The organism is Streptoalloteichus hindustanus, assembly GCF_900129375.1.
GTDB classification, from domain to species: Bacteria; Actinomycetota; Actinomycetes; order Mycobacteriales; family Pseudonocardiaceae; genus Streptoalloteichus; species Streptoalloteichus hindustanus.
In genome coordinates this window covers 25,382-44,827 of sequence record NZ_FQVN01000006.1, presented here as the reverse complement: position 1 = coordinate 44,827, position 19,446 = coordinate 25,382, and the positions used below count along the sequence as shown (strand labels likewise).

General features: G+C 73.0%; 21 protein-coding genes. 2 read left to right on the top strand and 19 right to left on the bottom strand.

Annotation, left to right across the window (positions count from 1 at the left end; translation table 11 throughout):
• Window positions 1-44: 44 nt before the first annotated feature.
• From BUE43_RS18970 to rpmE, 14 genes are all read right to left on the bottom strand, one after another.
• Window positions 45-878: a F0F1 ATP synthase subunit delta gene (locus BUE43_RS18970; protein ID WP_073485105.1), complete on the bottom strand. Its 834-nt coding sequence runs from the start codon at window positions 876-878 to the stop codon at window positions 45-47.
• A 22-nt stretch (window positions 879-900) separates the two neighbouring features.
• The gene (locus BUE43_RS18965; protein ID WP_073486020.1) at window positions 901-1,443 is read right to left on the bottom strand and encodes a F0F1 ATP synthase subunit B; all 543 of its coding nucleotides are present in this window, start codon (window positions 1,441-1,443) and stop codon (window positions 901-903) included.
• A gap of 34 nt (window positions 1,444-1,477) precedes the next feature.
• Window positions 1,478-1,699, bottom strand: coding sequence for an ATP synthase F0 subunit C (locus BUE43_RS18960; RefSeq protein ID WP_073485103.1), 222 nt, complete (start codon window positions 1,697-1,699; stop codon window positions 1,478-1,480).
• Window positions 1,700-1,786: 87 nt separating this feature from the next.
• A complete protein-coding gene (gene atpB / locus BUE43_RS18955) occupies window positions 1,787-2,581 on the bottom strand; it encodes a F0F1 ATP synthase subunit A (protein ID WP_234995798.1) in 795 nt (264 codons plus the stop codon).
• Between the two features lie 46 nt (window positions 2,582-2,627).
• On the bottom strand, window positions 2,628-2,837 hold the full coding sequence (locus BUE43_RS18950; RefSeq protein ID WP_073485101.1) for an AtpZ/AtpI family protein: 210 nt from the start codon (window positions 2,835-2,837) through the stop codon (window positions 2,628-2,630).
• A 62-nt stretch (window positions 2,838-2,899) separates the two neighbouring features.
• Window positions 2,900-3,355: a Cg1360 family ATP-synthase-associated protein gene (locus BUE43_RS18945; RefSeq protein WP_073485099.1), complete on the bottom strand. Its 456-nt coding sequence runs from the start codon at window positions 3,353-3,355 to the stop codon at window positions 2,900-2,902.
• Between the two features lie 56 nt (window positions 3,356-3,411).
• Window positions 3,412-4,578, bottom strand: coding sequence for a glycosyltransferase family 4 protein (locus BUE43_RS18940; RefSeq protein ID WP_143174256.1), 1,167 nt, complete (start codon window positions 4,576-4,578; stop codon window positions 3,412-3,414).
• 17 nt (window positions 4,579-4,595) lie between these two features.
• Entirely contained in the window at window positions 4,596-5,879 is a 1,284-nt protein-coding gene (locus BUE43_RS18935) for a serine hydroxymethyltransferase (protein ID WP_073485097.1), read from the bottom strand.
• Between the two features lie 133 nt (window positions 5,880-6,012).
• Window positions 6,013-6,432, bottom strand: a complete 420-nt coding sequence (locus tag BUE43_RS18930; RefSeq protein ID WP_143174255.1) for a Uma2 family endonuclease — start codon at window positions 6,430-6,432, stop codon at window positions 6,013-6,015.
• 155 nt (window positions 6,433-6,587) lie between these two features.
• Window positions 6,588-7,187: a Uma2 family endonuclease gene (locus BUE43_RS18925; RefSeq protein WP_073485095.1), complete on the bottom strand. Its 600-nt coding sequence runs from the start codon at window positions 7,185-7,187 to the stop codon at window positions 6,588-6,590.
• 77 nt (window positions 7,188-7,264) lie between these two features.
• Window positions 7,265-7,915, bottom strand: coding sequence for an L-threonylcarbamoyladenylate synthase (locus BUE43_RS18920; RefSeq protein WP_073485093.1), 651 nt, complete (start codon window positions 7,913-7,915; stop codon window positions 7,265-7,267).
• A 104-nt stretch (window positions 7,916-8,019) separates the two neighbouring features.
• On the bottom strand, window positions 8,020-8,883 hold the full coding sequence (gene prmC, locus BUE43_RS18915; RefSeq protein WP_073485091.1) for a peptide chain release factor N(5)-glutamine methyltransferase: 864 nt from the start codon (window positions 8,881-8,883) through the stop codon (window positions 8,020-8,022).
• A 9-nt stretch (window positions 8,884-8,892) separates the two neighbouring features.
• Window positions 8,893-9,978, bottom strand: coding sequence for a peptide chain release factor 1 (gene prfA / locus BUE43_RS18910; RefSeq protein WP_073485089.1), 1,086 nt, complete (start codon window positions 9,976-9,978; stop codon window positions 8,893-8,895).
• Window positions 9,979-10,157: 179 nt separating this feature from the next.
• Window positions 10,158-10,370, bottom strand: a complete 213-nt coding sequence (gene rpmE / locus BUE43_RS18905) for a 50S ribosomal protein L31 (RefSeq protein WP_073485087.1) — start codon at window positions 10,368-10,370, stop codon at window positions 10,158-10,160.
• 155 nt (window positions 10,371-10,525) lie between these two features.
• Between rpmE and BUE43_RS33545 the strand changes: the two genes are divergently transcribed.
• Both BUE43_RS33545 and BUE43_RS33540 read left to right on the top strand, forming a co-directional pair.
• On the top strand, window positions 10,526-10,948 hold the full coding sequence (locus BUE43_RS33545; protein ID WP_073485085.1) for a hypothetical protein: 423 nt from the start codon (window positions 10,526-10,528) through the stop codon (window positions 10,946-10,948).
• Window positions 10,949-11,085: 137 nt separating this feature from the next.
• On the top strand, window positions 11,086-11,436 hold the full coding sequence (locus BUE43_RS33540; protein ID WP_143174253.1) for a hypothetical protein: 351 nt from the start codon (window positions 11,086-11,088) through the stop codon (window positions 11,434-11,436).
• A gap of 137 nt (window positions 11,437-11,573) precedes the next feature.
• Here the strand turns inward: BUE43_RS33540 and rho are convergent, their stop codons facing one another.
• The 5 genes from rho to lysA form a co-directional block, all read right to left on the bottom strand.
• Window positions 11,574-13,568: a transcription termination factor Rho gene (gene rho / locus BUE43_RS18890; RefSeq protein WP_083959832.1), complete on the bottom strand. Its 1,995-nt coding sequence runs from the start codon at window positions 13,566-13,568 to the stop codon at window positions 11,574-11,576.
• Window positions 13,569-14,652: 1,084 nt separating this feature from the next.
• On the bottom strand, window positions 14,653-15,579 hold the full coding sequence (thrB, locus tag BUE43_RS18885) for a homoserine kinase (protein WP_234995797.1): 927 nt from the start codon (window positions 15,577-15,579) through the stop codon (window positions 14,653-14,655).
• The gene (gene thrC, locus BUE43_RS18880) at window positions 15,576-16,610 is read right to left on the bottom strand and encodes a threonine synthase (protein WP_073486010.1); all 1,035 of its coding nucleotides are present in this window, start codon (window positions 16,608-16,610) and stop codon (window positions 15,576-15,578) included. Before thrC ends, thrB begins: the two co-directional genes overlap by 4 nt.
• An 86-nt stretch (window positions 16,611-16,696) precedes the next feature.
• The gene (locus tag BUE43_RS18875) at window positions 16,697-18,010 is read right to left on the bottom strand and encodes a homoserine dehydrogenase (protein ID WP_073485081.1); all 1,314 of its coding nucleotides are present in this window, start codon (window positions 18,008-18,010) and stop codon (window positions 16,697-16,699) included.
• Window positions 18,007-19,440, bottom strand: coding sequence for a diaminopimelate decarboxylase (lysA, locus tag BUE43_RS18870; RefSeq protein WP_073485078.1), 1,434 nt, complete (start codon window positions 19,438-19,440; stop codon window positions 18,007-18,009). The genes BUE43_RS18875 and lysA overlap by 4 nt, the downstream gene beginning before the upstream one ends.
• Window positions 19,441-19,446: the final 6 nt, after the last annotated feature.

The following is a 19,446-nucleotide window of genomic DNA, read 5'->3' as shown; positions in this document are numbered from 1 at the left end:
GGTTCGTACTTGGGAAAGGGGCTCGGAGTGGGCTGGGCGGGGACCTACCGGGCCAGCTCGCGGCCCAGTGCCCGCAACCTGCCGACGACGCTGCCGTCGACGATCTCGTCGCCGACCCGCACCACCAGGCCGCCGACGAGCGACGGGTCCAGCTCGACGTGCAGGGCGATCGGCCGGTTGTAGATCCGGCGCAGGACGGCGGACAGCCGCTCCTGCTGGGCCTCGCTCAGCGCCACGGCGGTCCGCACGTGGGCCACCGACCGCTCCCTGCGCTTCGCCGCCATGGCGGCCAGCTCGTCGAGCCCGTCGACCACGTCGACCCCGCGCGGCTGGCTCACCAGCTGCTCCACCAGGGTCAGCGTGACCGGCTCGACCCGGTCGGCGAGCAGCCGCCGGACCAGGTCGACCTTGCCGGCCGCCGGCGCGACCGGGTCGGACACCAGTCGGTCCAGCTCCGGTTGCCCCGACACGATCCGGGCGAGCCGGAACAGCTCGTCCTCGACCGCGTCCAGCCGCTCGTCCCGCTCCGCGCGAACCAGCAGCGCGGTGCGGGCGAGGGTCTCCACCCCGGTCACCAGCTCACGGGGGCTGGACCAGCGGGCGGCCACCACCGAGGCGAGCACGTCCAGGGCGGTCCCGCCGACCTTGCCCTCCAACAGGTTCCGGACCAGCCGCTCGCGGCGGCCCGGCTCCGTGGAGGCGTCGGCGACGGCGCGACGCAACGTCGGCTGCCGGGTGAGCAGCCCGGCGACGGCGAACAGCTCGTCGCCGAGCTGACCCAGCGCCGCGCTGTCCAGCCCGGAGTCGGCGCTGACGACCTCCTGCAGCCGCTGCTCAGCGGCGGCGAGGGCGTCCCGGCTCGCGGCGTGCAGTGTCATCGACTGTCATCCCCCACCCGTGTCACTTCGCCGCCGGAGCGGAGACCGCGTCCAGCTCGTCGAGGAACCGGTCCACGGTGCCGCGGCGCCGAGCCTCGTCCTCCAGGGACTCGCCGACCACGCGGCCGGCCAGGTCCACCGCGACCCGGCCCAGGTCGGCCCGCAGCTCGGCGACGATCTGCGCCTTCTGCGCGGCCAGCGCCGCCTGGCCCTGGGCCACGATCCGGTTGGACTCGGCCTGGGCCTGCTCCCGCATCTCGTCGACGATGCGCTGGCCCTCGGCCCGCGCGTCGTCCCGGATGCGGGCCGCCTCGGCCCGCGCCTCCGCGAGCTGGGCCTTGTACTGCTCCAGCGTCCGCTGGGCCTCGGCCTGGGCCGCCTCGGCCTTGGCGATCCCGCCCTCGATCTTCTCGGTGCGCTCGGCCAACACCTTCTGGAAGAGCGGGAGCACCTTCTTCCAGAAGACGAGGCCGATGATCACCAAGCAGACCGTGGACCAGACGATGTCGTAGGTCGCGGGCAGGAGAACGTTGTTCCCCGCCGCGATCACGGTCTGGCTGTTCACGGTGGTCACCGCCTAGTGTCGAGGTCGAGTGAGGTCAGTAGATGTAACCGGCGATGAGGCCGATCAGGGCCAGCGCCTCGGTGAACGCGATACCGAGGAACATGGTGGTGCGGAGCTGGCCGGACAGCTCGGGCTGACGGGCCATCGACTCGGCGGTCTTGCCCACCAGGATGCCGACGCCGATGCCCGGTCCGATGGCGGCGAGGCCGTAACCGATGTTGGTGATGTTGCCGGCCAGCTCAGCGGCGATGTTCATCTGTCGTGTTTCCCTTTCCGGTAGGCCCCGCCCGGTGTGCGCCCGGGCGGGGTCATCCCAAACCTGTGGTGGTCGGCGGACGCCGACTCAGTGCTCGTGCATCGCGAGGTCGATGTACACGGCGGTGAGCATGGTGAAGATGTAGGCCTGCAGGAACTGCACCAGGAGCTCGAACAGGGTGAACACGAAGCCCATGGCGAAGCTGAGCACACCGACCGGCTTGAACAGGGCGGTCGCCTCGAACAGCAGGAAGCTGGTGGCGCTGAAGAACAGCACCAGCATGAGGTGGCCGGCCATCATGTTGGCCAGCAGCCGCACCGTCAGCGTGAACGGCCGGAGGATGAAGGTGGAGACCAGCTCGATCGGCAGGACCAGCGGCAGCATGTAGACCGGCACGCCGGACGGGATGAGCTGGTTCTTCAGGTAGCGCCCGAAGCCCTGGGACTTGATGCCGGCGTAGTTGAAGACCACGTAGGTCACGACCGACAGCACGAGGGGCAGACCCACGACGGCGCTGCCCGCGATGTTGAACAGCGGGATGACACCGGCGAGGTTGCAGGCCCAGACCAGGAAGAAGAACGTGGTCAGCAGCGGCAGGAACCGGCGGCCGTTCTCCCGTCCCATGACCTCCTCGGCGATGTGGACGCGCACGAAGTCCAGCGCGTACTCACCGAGGTTCTGGACGCCCCTGGGCACCAGCTTCGGCCGGCGCATCGCGATCAGGAAGAACGCGGCGACGACCACGGTCATCACCAGCCGGATGAGCATGATCCGGTTGATCTCGAACGGCGTGCCCGCGAAGAGCAGGGCGCCCGGGAAGAACTCATCGATGGACGGCTTGTGGAAGCCGCCCTCGCTCGCGGCCAGCACACTCGAGGCCACCCACTGCGCGTTCAGTGTGGTCTCCCTGCACTCGCGGCCAGGCTGGTCAGCCCCGGCCGTGACGGACGTACACGATGTAGAACCCGAGGACGAAGCCGAACCCCAGCCCGATCGGGAGGAAGATCCGGCTGTCGTTCGCCCAGTCCACGAGGTACCCGATGCCGCCCCACACCACGGGGCCGGCAACGAGGGTGCTGATGAGCCTCCAGACGTCGCCGTCACCCGTTGAGGTGGTTTTGTCCGTCTCGTCACTCATCTCAGCGCGCACCTTACCAACCGGTTGACCGAACCTCGAACGGCAGGGGTGGACTCTTTCACCTAGGGCTGTTCGGGTCGCTCGACTGAGCCACCCTGGGCGCCGCCGCCGCTCGGGTCCACGTACGGGACACGGGCCTTCAGCACGGCGCGGGTCTCCACCGCGAGCACGCCCACCAGGGCGACGGCGGAGACGACGCCGAACACCGCCTTGCTCATGAACTGCTGGTCCCGCAGGGCCATCAGCAGCAGGAGCAGCACCACCATCTTGAGCAGCCACGACCCGAGCACCGCCGCCGCCGTGGTGCTCGGCGGCGCGTGCACGGTGGCCAGCATGACCACCGCCGTGATCAGCAGGAACCCGCCGGCGGTCGCGGCGCCCACCAGCGCGCCCCACAGACCGGGGCCGCCCTGGACCAGCCACCCGACGAGCGCCGCCACCACCGCGCCGACCACGAGGGCCAGCCCCGCCTGCCGGAGCGCGGAGCGCAGCGCGTCGGAAATCGTCGTCGTCGCCATATATCCGATTCTCACCCACGTGGCCCGCATCGCCCGATCCGGGTACACCCACGCGGTCAGGTGCGCCGCGCCTCGCGGAGGCGCGGGATGGCGGAGGCCAGCAGGGCGAGCAGCAGGCCGAGACCCACGCCCCAGCCGACCACGAAGGCGTCGAACAGCGTCAGGGCGACCGCGCCGAAGGCGAGCACCGCGGCCCACAGGTAGATGAGCAGGACGGCCCTGCGCTGCGAGTGGCCGATCTCCACCAGCCGGTGGTGCAGGTGCATCTTGTCCGGCGCGAACGGGCTGCGGCCCGCGCGGGTGCGGCGCACGACCGCCATCAGCAGGTCGAGCAGCGGGACGAACAGCACCGCGGCCACCACCAGCAGGGGCGAGAGCAGCGCGATGGCGTCCTTGGCCCCGACCCCGGCGTTGACGTAGTCCAGCCGGCCGGAGGCCGTGGTGGACGCCGCGGCCAGCATCAGGCCGATCAGCATCGAGCCGGAGTCGCCCATGAAGATCCTGGCCGGCTGGAAGTTGTGCGGCAGGAAGCCCAGGCAGGCGCCGGCCAGCGTGGCCGCGATCAGCGCCGGCGGGTACGTGCCGACGTCGCCGCCCCGGTCGACCAGCAGACCGAGGGAGAAGGCGCAGGTCGCGGCGGCGGCGATCATCCCGATGCCGGCGGCCAGCCCGTCCAGGCCGTCCACGAAGTTCATCGCGTTGACCATCGTGAGCACCAGCAGCACGGTGAGCAGGCCGCCCTGGTTCCCGGACAGCAGCAGCACCGAGCCCAGGCTGTTCTCGCTGCCACCCCACGGCAGCCAGAAGGCGAACCACTGGACGCCGAGGAGCACCAGGACGCCGGCGGAGGTGGTCTGCCCGGCCGCCTTGGTCAGCGAGTCCAGCTCGAACCGGTCGTCCAGCGCGCCGACCAGCACGATCACCGCGCCGGCGATCAGCACCGCCTGGATGTCGAAGGTGTACTCGAAGGCCCGTCGCAGCACGGGGAGCTGGTGCGCCAGCCAGAGGCCGGCGACCACGCCGCCGAACATCGCCACCCCGCCCATCCTGGGCATGGGTTTGACGTGCACGTCGCGCTTCCGCGGGTAGGCCACCGCGCCCACCCGGATGGCGAGCAACCGCACCAGGCCGGTGAGCAGGAACGTCACCGCGGCGGTGACGAGGCAGACGAGGGCGTACTCCCGAATCGGCAGACCGGGGACATTGGTAGGCAACGGGCCCACGGATTCCACCCTAAGCCCTACGACGTACGGGGGTATGCGGGGTGCTCGGCCACGAGCTCGGCCACCTCGGCGGCGACCGCGGCCAGCTCCCGCTCCCCCGCGCCCGTGGTGTGGTCGGCCCGCACGGCCCGCGCGACCAGCCGCGCGACCACCGCCATCTCGGGCTCGGCCATGCCCTGCGTGGTCGCGCACGGCGTGCCCACCCGGATGCCCGAGGCGGTGCCGGGGGTGCGCGGGTCGTACGGGACGAGGTTCTTGTTGAGCGTGATGCGAGCGAGCTCACACCGGGTCTCGGCCTCCGCGCCGGTCACGTCGAGGGCGCGGAGGTCGAGCAGCGCCAGGTGGGTGTCGGTGCCGCCGGAGACCGGGCGCAGCCCGTGCCCGGCCAGCGCGTCGGCCAGGGCCCGCGCGTTCGCGACCACCTGGCGGGCGTAGGCGGCGTACTCCGGACGCGCGGCCTCCCGCAACGCCACCGCCTTGGCGGCCACGGTGTGCATCTGCGGCCCGCCCTGGACGAACGGGAACACCGCCTTGTCGACCGCCCTGGCGTGCTCGGACCGGCAGAGGATCATCCCGCCCCGCGGGCCGCGCAGGACCTTGTGCGTGGTGAACGTGACGACGTCGGCGTGCGGCACGGGCGACGGGATCGCCCCGCCGGCGACCAGGCCGACGAAGTGCGCCGCGTCGACCATCAGGACCGCGCCGACCTCGTCGGCGATCTCCCGGAACGCGGCGAAGTCGACGAGCCGGGGGTAGGCGGTGGCGCCGGCGATGATCATCCGGGGCTCGTAGCCCAGCGCCAGGTCGCGGACCTGGTCGTAGTCGATCAGCTCGGTGTCGTGCCGGACCGTGTAGGAGACCGACTGGAACCACTTGCCGGAGAAGTTGACCCGGGAACCGTGGGTCAGGTGGCCGCCCTGGCGCAGGTCCATCGCCAGCACGCGGTCGCCCGGCTGGAGGAACGCGGCGTACGCCGCGAGGTTGGCCGACGCGCCCGAGTGCGGCTGCGCGTTGGCGTGCTCGGCGCCGAACAGCTCCTTCGCGCGGCTCACCGCCAGTTCCTCCGCACGGTCCACCTGCTCGCACCCGCCGTAGTAGCGGTGGCCGGGGTAGCCCTCGGCGTACTTGTTCGACAGGGTCGACCCGAGCGCGGCCAGCACGGCGGGGCTGGTCAGGTTCTCGCTCGCGATGAGCTGCAACCCGCCCCGCAGCCGGTCCAGCTCGCCCAACACCACCTCGGCGATCTCGGGATCGGTGGCCCGGAGGGCGGCGAAGTCCGGCCCCCAGAACGGCGTGCTCACGACTCGTCGGCTCCCTCTCGGCTGGCGGTGATCTTCACGCTACCGCCTGCGACCGCCACCGGCGCGAGCGACCGGCGCCCTCAGTCGTCCAGCAACTCGACGGTGTCGAACGAGAAGGGGAAGGGCACCTCGGTCACGAACTGGCACACAGGGCAGGCTTGTCGATCCGGTCCCGCCTTCGGCTCGACGGCGACACGCACTCGACGGGCACGACGAACTTGGCCGCCGGAACCCACAGCTCGCCCTTCGCGGGGGCGCTCAGAACACTGACGTCAGGCTGAATCCAGCGATTCGACGAAAACTGGAGGTTCAGCGTCAGGTACGCCCGGTACCCAACCGTCTCGGCCGTGTTGTCCAACAGCTTGTACAGCTTGCCCGCCGCATGAGCATTGGCTGCGGACTCGTACAGGCTCAAAATGAGCCTCCCGCCCAGACAGTCGTACTTGGCAGCCCCGAGACCTTCGTACGGCAGGTGACGCTCGGCGAGATGTGTGTCCCACATGCCAGCGAACTCGACCAACGGATCGAAGCTCGTGTCCGCCGGTGCGGCCATGGCTCCCCCCTCTCAGGTCCGTCATTGTCGTCACGGCGGGGACGAGCATCAACTTCCCGGAACTCCCTCGCGTCCGGTGTGCCAGCTGAACCCCTCGCCTGGAAGGGTGAGCCGGAAACCTCACTCGGATGATCGGTGAGTCCCACGCTCGTCAATCACGACACCAGGAGCTCAGCCAGGTCACATCGGATCGGGAAAGGAACCTCGGTCTCGAACACGCCTCCGCTCGTGGCCAAGGTCAACAAACGGTACCCGCCGTGCCGCAAGCGGAGCTGGGTGACAACAGCCCTACCTCCTGCGTGATCCACCTCCACCCGCAGGAAGTACGGAATTTCCGCAGCAGCGCACAAAGCGGGTTTGTCGATGCGATCACGACCGCGACTGGCCGGCGTCACGCATTCCACCGGCATCGCGAACTTGTCCGCCGGCACCCACACAGCGTCTTCCGCCGATTCACGGAGCACGCTGACATCCGACTCAATCCAGTCGGAAGGCGAAAAGCACAGGTTGAGCGGGCCGCCGTACACCACGTGTCCGGATTCCCGCGCTGGCGAACGCATCAGCACGCCCAGGACGAATCCCGCGTGCACAGCGGCCGCGCCGCAGTACGGCCTCAACACCAACCTCCCGTCGAGGCACTCGTACCTCGCCTCCTCCAGGCCCTCGACCGGGAGGTAGCGCTCGGCGAGACGGGTGTCCCACCTGCCGGCGAACTCGGCGAGCGGGTCGAACGACAGGTCGACGGAGCCGGCCACCTGATCGCCCCCTCGAACGGGCGCCAGTGTGGTCAGGCGGGTCGGAGCCCGGCAACTCCGTGAGCGGGCCTCGCGTTTCAGATCAGCTGGTCGGCGTCGATCTCCAGCGCGTCGGCCACGTCGGCCCGGCTGATCGCCCCCTCGCGGAGGAGTCGGGGCTGGGCGCCGGTGAGGTCGACGATCGTCGAGGCGACCGGCTCGCCGGACGGGCCGCCGTCCAGGTAGACCGGCACGGAGTCGCCGAGCTGGGCGAGCGCCTCGGCGGCGGTGGCGGCCGGCGGCTGGCCGGAGCGGTTGGCGCTGGAGACCGCCATCGGGCCGACCTCGCGCAGCAGCTCCAACGCGACCGGGTGCAGCGGCATCCGCAGCATCACCGTGCCCCGGGTGTCGCCGAGGTCCCAGGCGAGCGAGGGCGCGTGCTGGAGCACGAGCGACAGCCCACCCGGCCAGAACGCCTCGATGAGCCGCCGGGCCTGGGCGGGCACCGACATGACGAGCCCGTCGATGGTCGTCCAGGAGCCGACGAGCACCGGGACCGGCATGTCCCGGCCGCGCCCCTTGGCTGCGAGCAGGGAGTCGACGGCGGCCGAGTCGAAGGCGTCGCAGCCGAGGCCGTAGACGGTGTCGGTCGGCAGCACGACGAGCTGACCGGACCGCACCACACCGGCCGCGGCGGCGAGGCCGGCCTGCCGGGTCTCCGGCTGACTGCAGTCGTAGACGGTGCTCACGGCCCCGATCCTGGCACGGCGCGGCGACCGGCGGGGCAACCGGCCCCCTCGGGAGCCGACCAGCCCGCCCAGCGTCCCCGTCAACGGCCCGGGCCGCGGCCCCGTCAGCGGCGGCGCGCGGTGACGAAGCGGGGGCGTCCGGTCAGGTCCGGGTGGTCGACGACGTCGGTCAGGGCGCGGCGCGCGCTGAGCAGCGCCGGCGCCGACTCGCCGTGCGTGTCGTCGTGCTCGATCGCGAGCGCTCCCCCGCTCCGCAGCAGCCGCACGGCGCAGTCCACGACGTGGCGGATCACGTCCAACCCCGCTCCCGGGGCGAACACGGCGTGGTGCGGGTCGTGGTCGGCCACCTCGGGCGGCACCGGCGTGCCCTCCGGCACGTACGGCGGGTTGCACACGAGCAGGTCGACGGTGCCGTCGAGGTCGGAGAGCAGCTCGGGGTCGGCCACGTCGCCCGCGTGCAGCCGGATCGGGGTGTCCCCGGCCTCGACCTGCGCGTCGGCGTTGCGCCGCGCCCAGGCGAGCGCGGCCGGGTCGCGTTCCACGGCGTGGACGACGGCGTCCGGGCGCTCGTGCGCCAGCGCCAGCGCCAGCGCGCCGGACCCGGTGCACAGGTCGACGACAACCGGCGCGCTCCGGCCGCGGAGCGCCCCGAGCCCCCATTCGAGGAGCAACTCGGTCTCGGGCCGCGGCACGAACACGCCGGGGCCGACGGCCAGCGTGACCCGCCCCAGGACGGCGGTGCCCAGCAGGTGCTGGAGCGGCACGCGACGCACGCGCTGCTCGACCAGCTGGCGAATCGCCTCGACGACGACCGCGTCGACCAGCGGCACGAGGGGCAGCCGGGTCCGCTCCACGCCCAGCACGTGCGCGGCCAGCAGCTCCGCGTCCACCCGCGGGCTGGCGACCCCGGCGGCGGCGAGGGCGCGCTCGGCCTCCAGCACGGCCAACCGCAGCGGCTGTCGGGTCATGGCACCAACCTAGGCGCCGGTGCCCGCGGTCAGCGCCAGCCGCTCCGCGCGGTCCGCCGTGACGAGCGCGTCGAGCACCCCGTCGAGGTCGCCGTCGAGCACCTGGTCGAGGTTGTACGCCTTGTAGTTCACCCGGTGGTCGGAGATCCGGTTCTCCGGGAAGTTGTAGGTGCGGACCCGCTCCGACCGGTCGACGGTGCGGACCTGGCTGCGCCGGTCCTCGGAGGCCCTGCGCTGCGCCTCCTCCTCGGCCGCCGCGAGCAGCCTGGCCCGCAGCACCTCCATGGCGCGGGCCTTGTTCTGGAGCTGGCTGCGCTCGTTCTGGCAGCTCACGACGATGCCGGTCGGCAGGTGCGTGATGCGCACGGCGGAGTCGGTGGTGTTCACGCTCTGGCCGCCGTGGCCGGAGGACCGGAACACGTCGATCCGCAGGTCCTTCTCGTCGATGTCCACCTCGACGTCCTCGGGCTCGGGGTAGACCAGCACCCCGGCCGCCGAGGTGTGGATGCGGCCCTGCGACTCGGTGACGGGCACGCGCTGCACGCGGTGCACCCCGCCCTCGAACTTCAGCCGGGCCCACACGCCGTCCGGGGCGGTGTCGCCGGCCCTGCTCTTCACGGCGACCGTCACGTCCTTGTAGCCGCCCAGGTCGGAGTCGGTGGCGTCGAGGACCTCGGCCCGCCAGCCCCGCCGCTCGGCGTAGCGCAGGTACATCCGGAGCAGCGAGCCGGCGAACAGCGCGGACTCCTCGCCGCCCTCGCCGGACTTGATCTCCACGATGACGTCGGAGCCGTCGTGCGGGTCCCTGGGCAGCAGCAGCTCGGCCAGCCGCTCCTCCAGCCGGGGGATGTCCTCGGCCAGCTGCGCGGCCTCGGCGGCGAACGCGGCGTCCTCGGCGGCCAGCTCGCGCGCGGCCTCCAGGTCGGACCTGGCCTGCTCCAGCTCGCGGACGGTGCGCACGACCGGGGTCAGCTCGGCGTACCGGCGCCCCAGCCGGCGGGCCGTGCCCGCCTCGGCGTGCACGCCGGGATCGGCGAGCCGCCGCTCCAGCTCGGCGTACTCGGCGAGCAGCTCACCCAGCGCCGCCGCGTCCATCGCCACGGAACACGCACCTCCACCCCGTACCGCGGGTCACCCGACCTGGACATGACGACGGCGCCCGCCCGGGATTATTCCCAGGGCGGGCGCCACGGAGCTGTCCGTGGGTGATCATGGTCTTCTTCCACCCGCGGACCGCGACCGGGTGCGGGTGTCCCGCACCAACACCGCCGAAGCTACTTCTTCCGCTTGCCGTAGCGGGCCTCGAAGCGGGCCACCCGGCCGCCGGTGTCCAGGATCTTCTGCTTGCCCGTGTAGAACGGGTGGCAGTTGGAGCAGACCTCGACGTGGATGGAGCCGCTCTTCTTGGCGCTGCGGGTCGTGAAGGTGTTGCCGCAGCCGCAGGTCACCTCGGTGACCACGTACTCGGGGTGGATTCCCGTCTTCACCGTGTCCTGTCCTCTCCTCGTGGCCGCCGGGTCCCCGGGCTACTACACGTAGGGGTGAACCGGTGCCGGACTCGGCTGTCCAGTGTGCCAGATGCCCTGGCCAGAGCTACAACGCGCCCGGTGGCGCCGGTGTTCCCCTGGCTACTCTCCCGGTCATGTCCGACCGGATCGGCGCCCCCGGCGCTCCGCTGATCCCACCGCTGCCGTGGGTGCTGAGCGCGTTGTTCCTGGTGGACCTGCCCCTGTTCCTCAGAGCGCTGTGCACCGAGGCGGCGGGGTGGCGGCCGGCGACGCTCGGCGTCCTGCTCTGGGTCGGCGGGTTCCTGACGCTGGTCGCGCTGCGCGCCCCCGCGCTGCCCCGACGGCTGCACCGGATGCTCGCGCGGTGGGGCCTGCCGGTGGCGCTGTTCGTCGGCGGGTCGGCGCTGTCGGCGGTGTGGCCGGTCCCGGTCCAGGGGGTGGGGGTCGTGGTGGTCAGCGGCATGGCCGCGGTCGGGCTCGGCGGCGCGGTCGTCTCGCTGCGGCGGCGGGCGCCGTGGCGACCGCCCGCGCCGGTCGAGTCCGACTCCTGGGGCTGAGCCGACCGTCGACCGTTCGGCGCAGCGGGCCACCCACTCGTCGCCGGTCCAGGACCGATCGCCGCGACACGGCTTGCCCGTGGCCGGCGACGCCCCATCCTGTCGTCGTGCTGTGCGCTCTCGGCCGGGAGCTTCCCGTGCGGACGTGGCTGGCGTTGCCCGTGTTGTTCGTCGCGGCGGTGCTGGGGCTGGTCTCGGTCCCGATGCTGGTCCTCGACCACGCGGTGGAGCTGTACGGCGCGGTGTTCGGCGCCGCCGTCGCCATCGGCTTCGCCACCAGCGACGAGATCGCCTGGCGCGCCGAGTGGCAGCGGAACTGGCTGCGGTGGCTGTACCTGGCCGGTCTCGGCGCGGTGGGCGTGAGCCTGGACGGCGTCACCCTGCCCGCGCCGGTGGTCGCGGTCGTCGGCCTGCCCTCGGCCGCGGTGCTCACCGTGCTGGTCCGCCGGCTCCAGCGGACCTCCTGCGTCCGCCCCTACCGGCTCTGACCCGGCCGTGGCCGAACGCGGGGCCGACCGCGCCCCGTCGGGCCGCCGCGGGAGGCCGGGAAGACGAACCGGGGGTGGTTCCCGTGCTGGGAACCACCCCCGGACCGCTGTGCGGTGGAACCGGTGCCGACCGACCGTCAGTCGTTGTCGGCGCCCGGCGCCGTCTTGGCCACCTGCATGAGGAACTCGATGTTGGTGCGCGTCTTGCGCAGCCGGTCGAGCAGCAGGTCGATGGCCTGCTGGCTGTCCAGGGCCTGGAGCACCCTGCGCAGCTTGTGCGTGACCGCCAGCTCGTCCGGCGAGAGCAGCAGCTCCTCCTTGCGGGTGCCGGACGGGTTGACGTCCACCGCCGGGAACACCCGGCGGTCGGCGATCTTGCGGTCGAGCTTGAGCTCGGCGTTGCCGGTGCCCTTGAACTCCTCGAAGATCACCGTGTCCATGGTGGAGCCGGTCTCGACCAGCGCGGTCGCGAAGATGGTCAGCGAGCCGCCACCCTCGATGTTGCGCGCCGCGCCCAGGAACCGCTTCGGCGGGTACAGGGCGGTCGAGTCGACACCACCGGACAGGATCCGGCCGGAGGCCGGGGCCGCCAGGTTGTAGGCCCGGCCCAGACGGGTGATCGAGTCGAGCAGCACGACAACGTCGTGGCCCATCTCCACCAGCCGCTTGGCCCGCTCGATCGACAGCTCGGCGACCGTGGTGTGGTCCGACGGCGGGCGGTCGAAGGTCGAGGCGATGACCTCGCCCTTCACCGACCGCTGCATGTCGGTGACCTCCTCCGGCCGCTCGTCGACGAGCACGACCATCAGCCAGACCTCGGGGTTGTTCTTCGTGATCGCGTTGGCGATCGACTGCAGCACCGAGGTCTTGCCCGCCTTCGGCGGGGAGACGATCAACGCGCGCTGGCCCTTGCCGATCGGCATGACCAGGTCGATGACCCGGGTGGTGAGGATGTTCGGCTCGGTCTCCAGGCGCAGCCGCTCGTTCGGGTAGAGCGGGGTCAGCTTGTGGAACTCCGGCCGGTTGCGGGCCTGCTCCGGCTCCAGGCCGTTGATCGAGTCCACGCGCACCAGCGGGTTGAACTTCTGCCGCTGCTGCTCGCCCTCACGCGGCTGGCGCACCGCGCCGGTGATCGCGTCACCGCGGCGCAGCCCGTACTTGCGCACCAGGGACAGCGAGACGTAGACGTCGTTGGGCCCGGACAGGTAGCCCGAGGTGCGGACGAACGCGTAGTTCTCCAGCACGTCCAGGACGCCGGCCACCGGCAGCAGCACGTCGTCCTCGCGGACCTCCGGCTCGTTGCCGCCGCCCTCGCCGCGGCCGCGGCTGCGGCGGCGGTCGCGGAAGCGACGACCCCGACGCCGGCCGCCGGCCTCGTCGTCCTCGTCGTCCCTGGCCGCGTCCCTGGCGCCGCCCCTGGACTGGTCGCCCTGCTTGCCGGCGTCCCGGTCGGCCCGGTCGGCCCGGTCGGCCCGGTCGGCCCGGTCGCCGCGCTCCGCGCGGTCAGCCCGGTCGCCGCGCTCGGCCCGCTCGGCACGGTCACCGCGCTCCGCACGCTCAGCGCGGTCGCCCCGCTCGCGGCGCTCACCGCGCTCGGCCCGCTCCCGGCGCTCCGGGCGCTCGGTCTCGGCCTTCTCCACCCGCTCGGCGGTCCCGGCCGGCTGCTCGGCCCGCTCCGCGGCGGCCGGCTGCTCCGCCGGCTGCTCGCCGGCCTCCGGGCTGCCCACGGGCCGGGTGGCCGCGCGGCGGCGGCGGCCACGACGGGCCGGCTCCTCCTCGGTCGGCCGCTCGGCGGCGGGCTGGGCCTTCTCACCGGCGCCCTCCACGCCGGTCAGCGGCAGTTGCGCGGCGTCACCGCTGGCGCTGGCACGCCCGCCGCGGCTCGGGGCCCCACCGCCCTGCCGCTCCTTGATGGCAGCGATCAGGTCGCCCTTGCGCATGCCCGTGGTGCCGGTGATGCCCAACTCCTTGGCCAGCTCGCGCAGCTCGGCGAGGACCATCCCGGACAGGCCGCGGCGACGCGCCGCGGTGCCGTTCTTGGCCGGGCTCGCCGAGCCCGCCTGGTCGGACCCGCGCTCGGCGCGGGCTGTGGCGCTCGGCGCCTCGCTGCTCAACAGATTGGTGTCGCTCACGAATGTCCTTCCTGACCGGTCCGCGCCTCCTACGCGAACCAGCGGACCTGCCGCCCGGCGGGACGCCGGGGCGGCAAAAGTCGTCCGGTGGGGGCGGACCTGACGCGTAGGGCGAGGAGTGCGCTACGAGGGCAGGACCGCCGGCACGGGACTTCTCGTCGGTCACCACGTCGGCGGATGTCCGCCAACGACAACCCTGCGCAGTGGCGCGGGATTGACTCGCAACAGGGGATGCGACCCGGGACGATTGCCCGGAGACGGCACCGGCGCCCGTGCGCGCGGTGACTGATCGCCCCCGAGGGTAGACGTCGCGCCGCACCCGTGCAACAACCGGGTACCCGGCGCGCCGAACAGCTCAACAACCTTCCCCACCTCGCAATTCCCCCGGAGTCGGGCGTGTCGCCACCGCCACTCCACCGGCCCAGGGAATCGTCCGGGAAGAGCACTCCCGTCCCATCTGTCCCATCCGACGCTGACGTTCCGGGGGACGTGAGGGCTGCTCGTGTGCGGCGAACGACCCGTTCGGCGGTACTGGCCACCACGTCCCGACGCGCGGAGCGCGCATCTCGCGGCCACGCCCGTGGCGCGTCGCGCCCGCGTTCAACGCGCGTTGACGGGTCCCGGCCTCGGCCTGGCCGCGGGGAAATCGAGCGACGTGGACCACCAGAACCCCGAAAGGGTTCCGGCTCACCGGGGCGTTCCCGCCGTTGGAGGTGGTTGTCAGAATCGCCGGCCCGAGTGGCGCCGGCTTCGTGCGCAGGACGTTCCCGGAACGGCATCAGCTCGTGATCATTTGGCCCCGGCCTCCGCGCGGCGCGGGCAGGCCGCCTCGGAGCGCCGACGGCACCTGCCGTCCCCATGTTGGGCCATTCCCCACTGAACCGAACAGCCCTGTTCGCTCCAGGTTCTGGTTCTTGGGGGACCCCCCACTTCGAACATCTCACGGCGGACCGACAGAACCGGGCACACGGGCGTACCCCACTGGTTGGTTCGATCGAGAAACCGCCGAGCGGGTGATCACCCGTCCGAGAGCACCCGACCGCCCGCGCCCAGCCGGCGGCCGCTCCGCGAGAGCCGGAAGGCCTCAGTCGAGGTGTTCGACCCGCACGCCGGCGAGATCGACCGGCAGGGCGAGCGGAGTGAACCCGGTGACGTCGACGCCCTCCGGCAGCACGCCCTTCGCCGGGAACGCCAGCACCGTGGGCCCCGCCCCCGAGACCGCCGCCGGCACCCCGGCCACCCGCAGCGCGCGCACGAGCCGCGCCGTGGCCGGCCACGCCGGCTCCCGGTAGCCCTGGTGCAGCCGGTCCGCCGTCGCCGGCAGGAGCAGGTCGGGTCGGCTGGTCAGGGCGTGCACGGCCAGCGCCGCCCGGCCGGCGGCGAACGCCGCGTCGGCATGCGGCACCTGGTCGGGCAGCAGCCCCCGGGTGGTCGCGGTCGACGACTCCTCCGCAGGGACCAGCGCGACCGGAGCCAGGTCCGGGTGCGGCTCCAGCCGCACCGCGCGGTAGGCCGGGCGGTAGTCCGCGCCCTCGGCCCATGCGACGACCACACCGCCGAAGAGGCTGGCCGCCGCGTTGTCGGCGTGCCCCTCCAGCTCGGCGGCCACCTGCAACGCCCGCTCGGCGTGCACCGCGTCCGCGAGGTCGGCGCCGGCGAGCGCGAATCCCGCTGCGACGCCGGCGACGGCCGCCGCGGCGGACGAGCCGAGGCCGCGCGAGTGCGGGATCGCGTTCTCGCACCGCAGCGCCAGCCCGGTCGGCGGGACGCCCAGCGCCTCCCAGGCGGCGTGCACGGCGCTCACCACGAGGTGGCGCTCGTCCCCGGGCACCCGCCCGGCGCCCTGGCCGGCCACCTCGACGGTCACGCCCCGCCGGGTCGTCTCGACCCGGACGACGTCGTGCATCCCCAGCGCCATGCCGAGGGCGTCGAAACCCGAGCCCAGGTTCGCCGTGGAGGCGGGCACGGTCACCCGCACCCCGCGGCCGACGGGCACGGCCCCGCGGCTCACACCAGCTCCAGCGCGGCGGCGATCGCGCCGGGGTCGACCGGCAGCGGCTCGACCTCGGGCATCCCCAGCAAGGCGGTGTCCGGGTCCTTCAGGCCGTGCCCGGTGACCGTGCAGACCACGAGCGAGCCAGCCGGCAGCCGGCCGTCGGACGCGGTGGCGAGCAGACCGGCCACGCTGGCCGCCGACGCCGGCTCGACGAACACGCCCTCCTTGCGGGCGAGCAGGCGGTACGCGGCCAGGATGTCCTTGTCGGTGACGGCGTGGAACAGCCCGTCGGACTCGTCCCGCGCGGCGACGGCGCCGGCCCAGGAGGCCGGGCTGCCGATGCGGATCGCGGTGGCGACCGTCTCCGGGTCGGCCACCGGCCGGCCGAGCACGAGCGGGGCGGCTCCGGCCGCCTGGAAGCCGAACATGCGCGGGGCGGCGGGCACGACGCCGTCGGCGGCGTACTCCCGGTAGCCCCGCCAGTAGGCGGTGATGTTGCCGGCGTTGCCGACCGGCAGGCAGTGCACGTCCGGCGCGCGGCCGAGCGCGTCGCAGATCTCGAAGGCGGCGGTCTTCTGCCCCTCGATGCGCACCGGGTTCACCGAGTTCACCAGGGTGACCGGGTGCTCGGCGGCCGTCTTGCGGGCCAGTTCGAGGCAGTCGTCGAAGTTGCCGTCGACCTGGAGGATGCGCGCGCCGTGCGCGACGGCCTGGGCGAGCTTGCCCAGGGCGATCTTGCCGCGCGGCACCAGCACCGCGCTGGTCAGCCCGGCCCTCGCCGCGTAGGCGGCGGCCGAGGCCGAGGTGTTGCCGGTGGAGGCGCAGATGACGGCCCTGCTGCCCTCGGCGACCGCGGCGGTGATGGCCGCGGTCATGCCGCGGTCCTTGAACGAGCCGGTCGGGTTCGCGCCCTCGACCTTGAGGAACACCTCGCAGCCGGTCAGCTCGGACAGGTGCCGCGCGGCGACCAGCGGGGTGTTGCCCTCGTGCAGGGTGACCACGGCGGCGTCGGCGGGCAGCGCGATCCGGTCGCGGTAGGCCAGGATGACGCCCGGCCAGCCGGCCCCGGCCCCGGTTCCGACACCGCCGCCGGCGTGGGCGCGCGCCGCGGCCGAGCCCGTCCGGTGGGAGCTCACGATTCCTCTCCTTCGACGCGCATCACGCTGACGACCTCGCGGACCACGGGCAGCCCGGCGATCTTGTCCACAGTGGACTGCAGCGCGGAGTCCTGCGCCGAGTGCGTGACCACGACCAAGCTCGCGTCCTCGCCCCTGCCCTGCTGCCGCACGACGGCGATGCTCACGTCGTGCTCGGCGAACACCGCCGCGACCTGGGCCAGCACGCCGGAGCGGTCGGCGACGTCCAGGCTCACGTGGTAGCGGGTGGGGGTCTGCCCCATCGGCCGCACCGACAGGTCGGCGTAGGCCGACTCTCGGGGCCCCCGGCCCCCGACCACCCGGTTGCGGGCCACCGCGACCAGGTCCCCGAGCACGGCGCTCGCGGTGGGCGCGCCGCCGGCGCCCTGGCCGTAGAACATGAGCTGGCCGGCCGCCTCCGCCTCCACGAACACCGCGTTGAAGGCGCCGTTGACGCCGGCGAGCGGGTGGCTCCGCGGGATCATCGCGGGGTGGACGCGCACGGACACGGCCTCGCCGCCCGTCTCGTCCACCTCGCGCTCGCAGATCGCCAGCAGCTTGACCGCGCGGCCGAGCTCGCGGGCCGCGGCCACGTCGGCGGCGGTCACCGAGGCGATGCCCTCGCGGTGCACGTCGGCGGCGGTGACCCGGGTGTGGAACGCCAGCGAGGCCAGGATCGCGGCCTTGGCCGCGGCGTCGAAGCCGTCGACGTCGGCGGTGGGGTCGGCCTCCGCGTAGCCGAGCTGGGTGGCCTCCTCCAGCGTCTCGGCGTAGCTGGCGCCGGTGCCGTCCATCGCCGAGAGGATGAAGTTGGTGGTGCCGTTGACGATCCCCATGACCCGGGTGATCCGGTCGCCGGCCAGCGACTCGCGCAGCGGGCGCAGCAACGGGATCGCGCCGGCCACCGCGGCCTCGAAGTACAGGTCGGCGCCCGAGGCGTCGGCCGCCTCGAACAGCTCGCCGCCGTGCTCGGCGAGCAGCGCCTTGTTCGCCGTCACCACGGACTTGCCGGCGCGCAGCGCCGCGAGCAGGAGCGTGCGGGCCGGCTCGATGCCGCCGATCACCTCGACCACGACGTCCACGTCGGAGTCGATCAGCCCGGCGGCGTCGGTCGTGAGCAGCTCGGCGGGCACCTCGCGGTGCTTGTTGGGCCGCCGAACCGCCACGCCGACCAGCTCGACCGGTGCTCCGACCCGGGCGGTCAGGTCGTCGGCCTGCTCGTGGAGCAACCGGACGACCTCGGTGCCCACGGTGCCACAGCCGAGCAACGCCACCCGGACCGGCCGGCCGGCCGGTTTCCGCTCACTCACGGTTCGAGCACCTCCAGGCGCAACAGGTCCTCGACGGACTCCCTCCGCAGCAGCAGCCGCGACTTGCCGTTGTCGACGGCGACCACGGCCGGACGGGGGAGCTGGTTGTACCGGCTCGACATCGAGTAGCAGTACGCGCCGGTGGCGGCCACCGCGAGCAGGTCGCCGGGCGCGACGTCGCCGGGCAGCCAGGCGTCGCGGACCACGACGTCGCCGGACTCGCAGTGCTTGCCCACGACCCGGCTCAGCACCGGCTCCACGTCGGCCGCCGAGGCCCTGGAGACGAGGCGGCAGTCGTAGACCGCGTCGTACAGGGCCGTGCGGATGTTGTCGCTCATGCCGCCGTCGACCGAGACGTAGCGCCGACGGGCGCTGCCGCCCAGCGTGATGTCCTTGACGGTGCCGACCTCGTAGAGGGTGACCGTGCCCGGCCCGACGATCGCGCGGCCGGGCTCGACCGCCACCCTCGGCACGGGCAGGCCGGCGTTCTCGCACTCCCTGCGCACGATCGCCCGGAGCTGCTCGGCCAGGGCGGCCGGCGGCGGCGGGTCGTCGTCGGGGGTGTAGGCGATGCCGAGGCCGCCACCGAGGTCCACAGTGGACAGTTGGGCCACGGTGTCCTCGCCGTGCTCGTCCCTGATCGCGGCCAGCAGCCCCACCATGCGGTGCGCCGCGACCTCGAAGCCGTCGGCGTCGAAGATCTGCGAGCCGATGTGGCTGTGCAGGCCGACCAGGTCCAGCCCCGGCGCGCGCAGCACCCGGCGCACGGCCTCGGCCGCGTCGCCGGAGGCCAGCGAGAAGCCGAACTTCTGGTCCTCGTGCGCGGTGGCGATGAACTCGTGCGTGTGCGCCTCCACGCCCACGGTCACCCGGATCAGCACCGCCTGCCGGACGCCGCGCTCCCGCGCGACCTGGTCCAGCCGGGCGATCTCGAAGAACGAGTCGAGCACGACCGTGCCCACACCCGCCTCCACCGCCGCGACCAGCTCCTCGACCGACTTGTTGTTGCCGTGGAAGGTGATCCGCTCGGGCGGGAACTCGGCGCGCAGCGCGATCGCCAGCTCGCCGCCGCTGCACACGTCCAGCGACAGCCCCTCCTCCGCGACCCACCGGGCGATCGCCGTGGACAGGAACGCCTTGGACGCGTAGTGCACGAGCACCGGGTCGCCGAACGCCTCGGCGTACTCGGCGCACCGCGACCGGAAGTCCGCCTCGTCGACGACGAACAGCGGTGTGCCGTAGCGCTCGGCGAGGTCGCGCACGTCCACGCCGGCGACCCGCGTCACGCCGTCGTCGTCACGACGCGCGTTGCGCGGCCACACCCGCTCGTGCAGTCGGTTCAGATCGTCCGAAGTGGACGGACGCTGGCCCGCGGTGTTCACGGGCACCAGCACGTCCGCGTGTCTTGGTCCGGCCGGGTGTGCGCTCATGGGCTT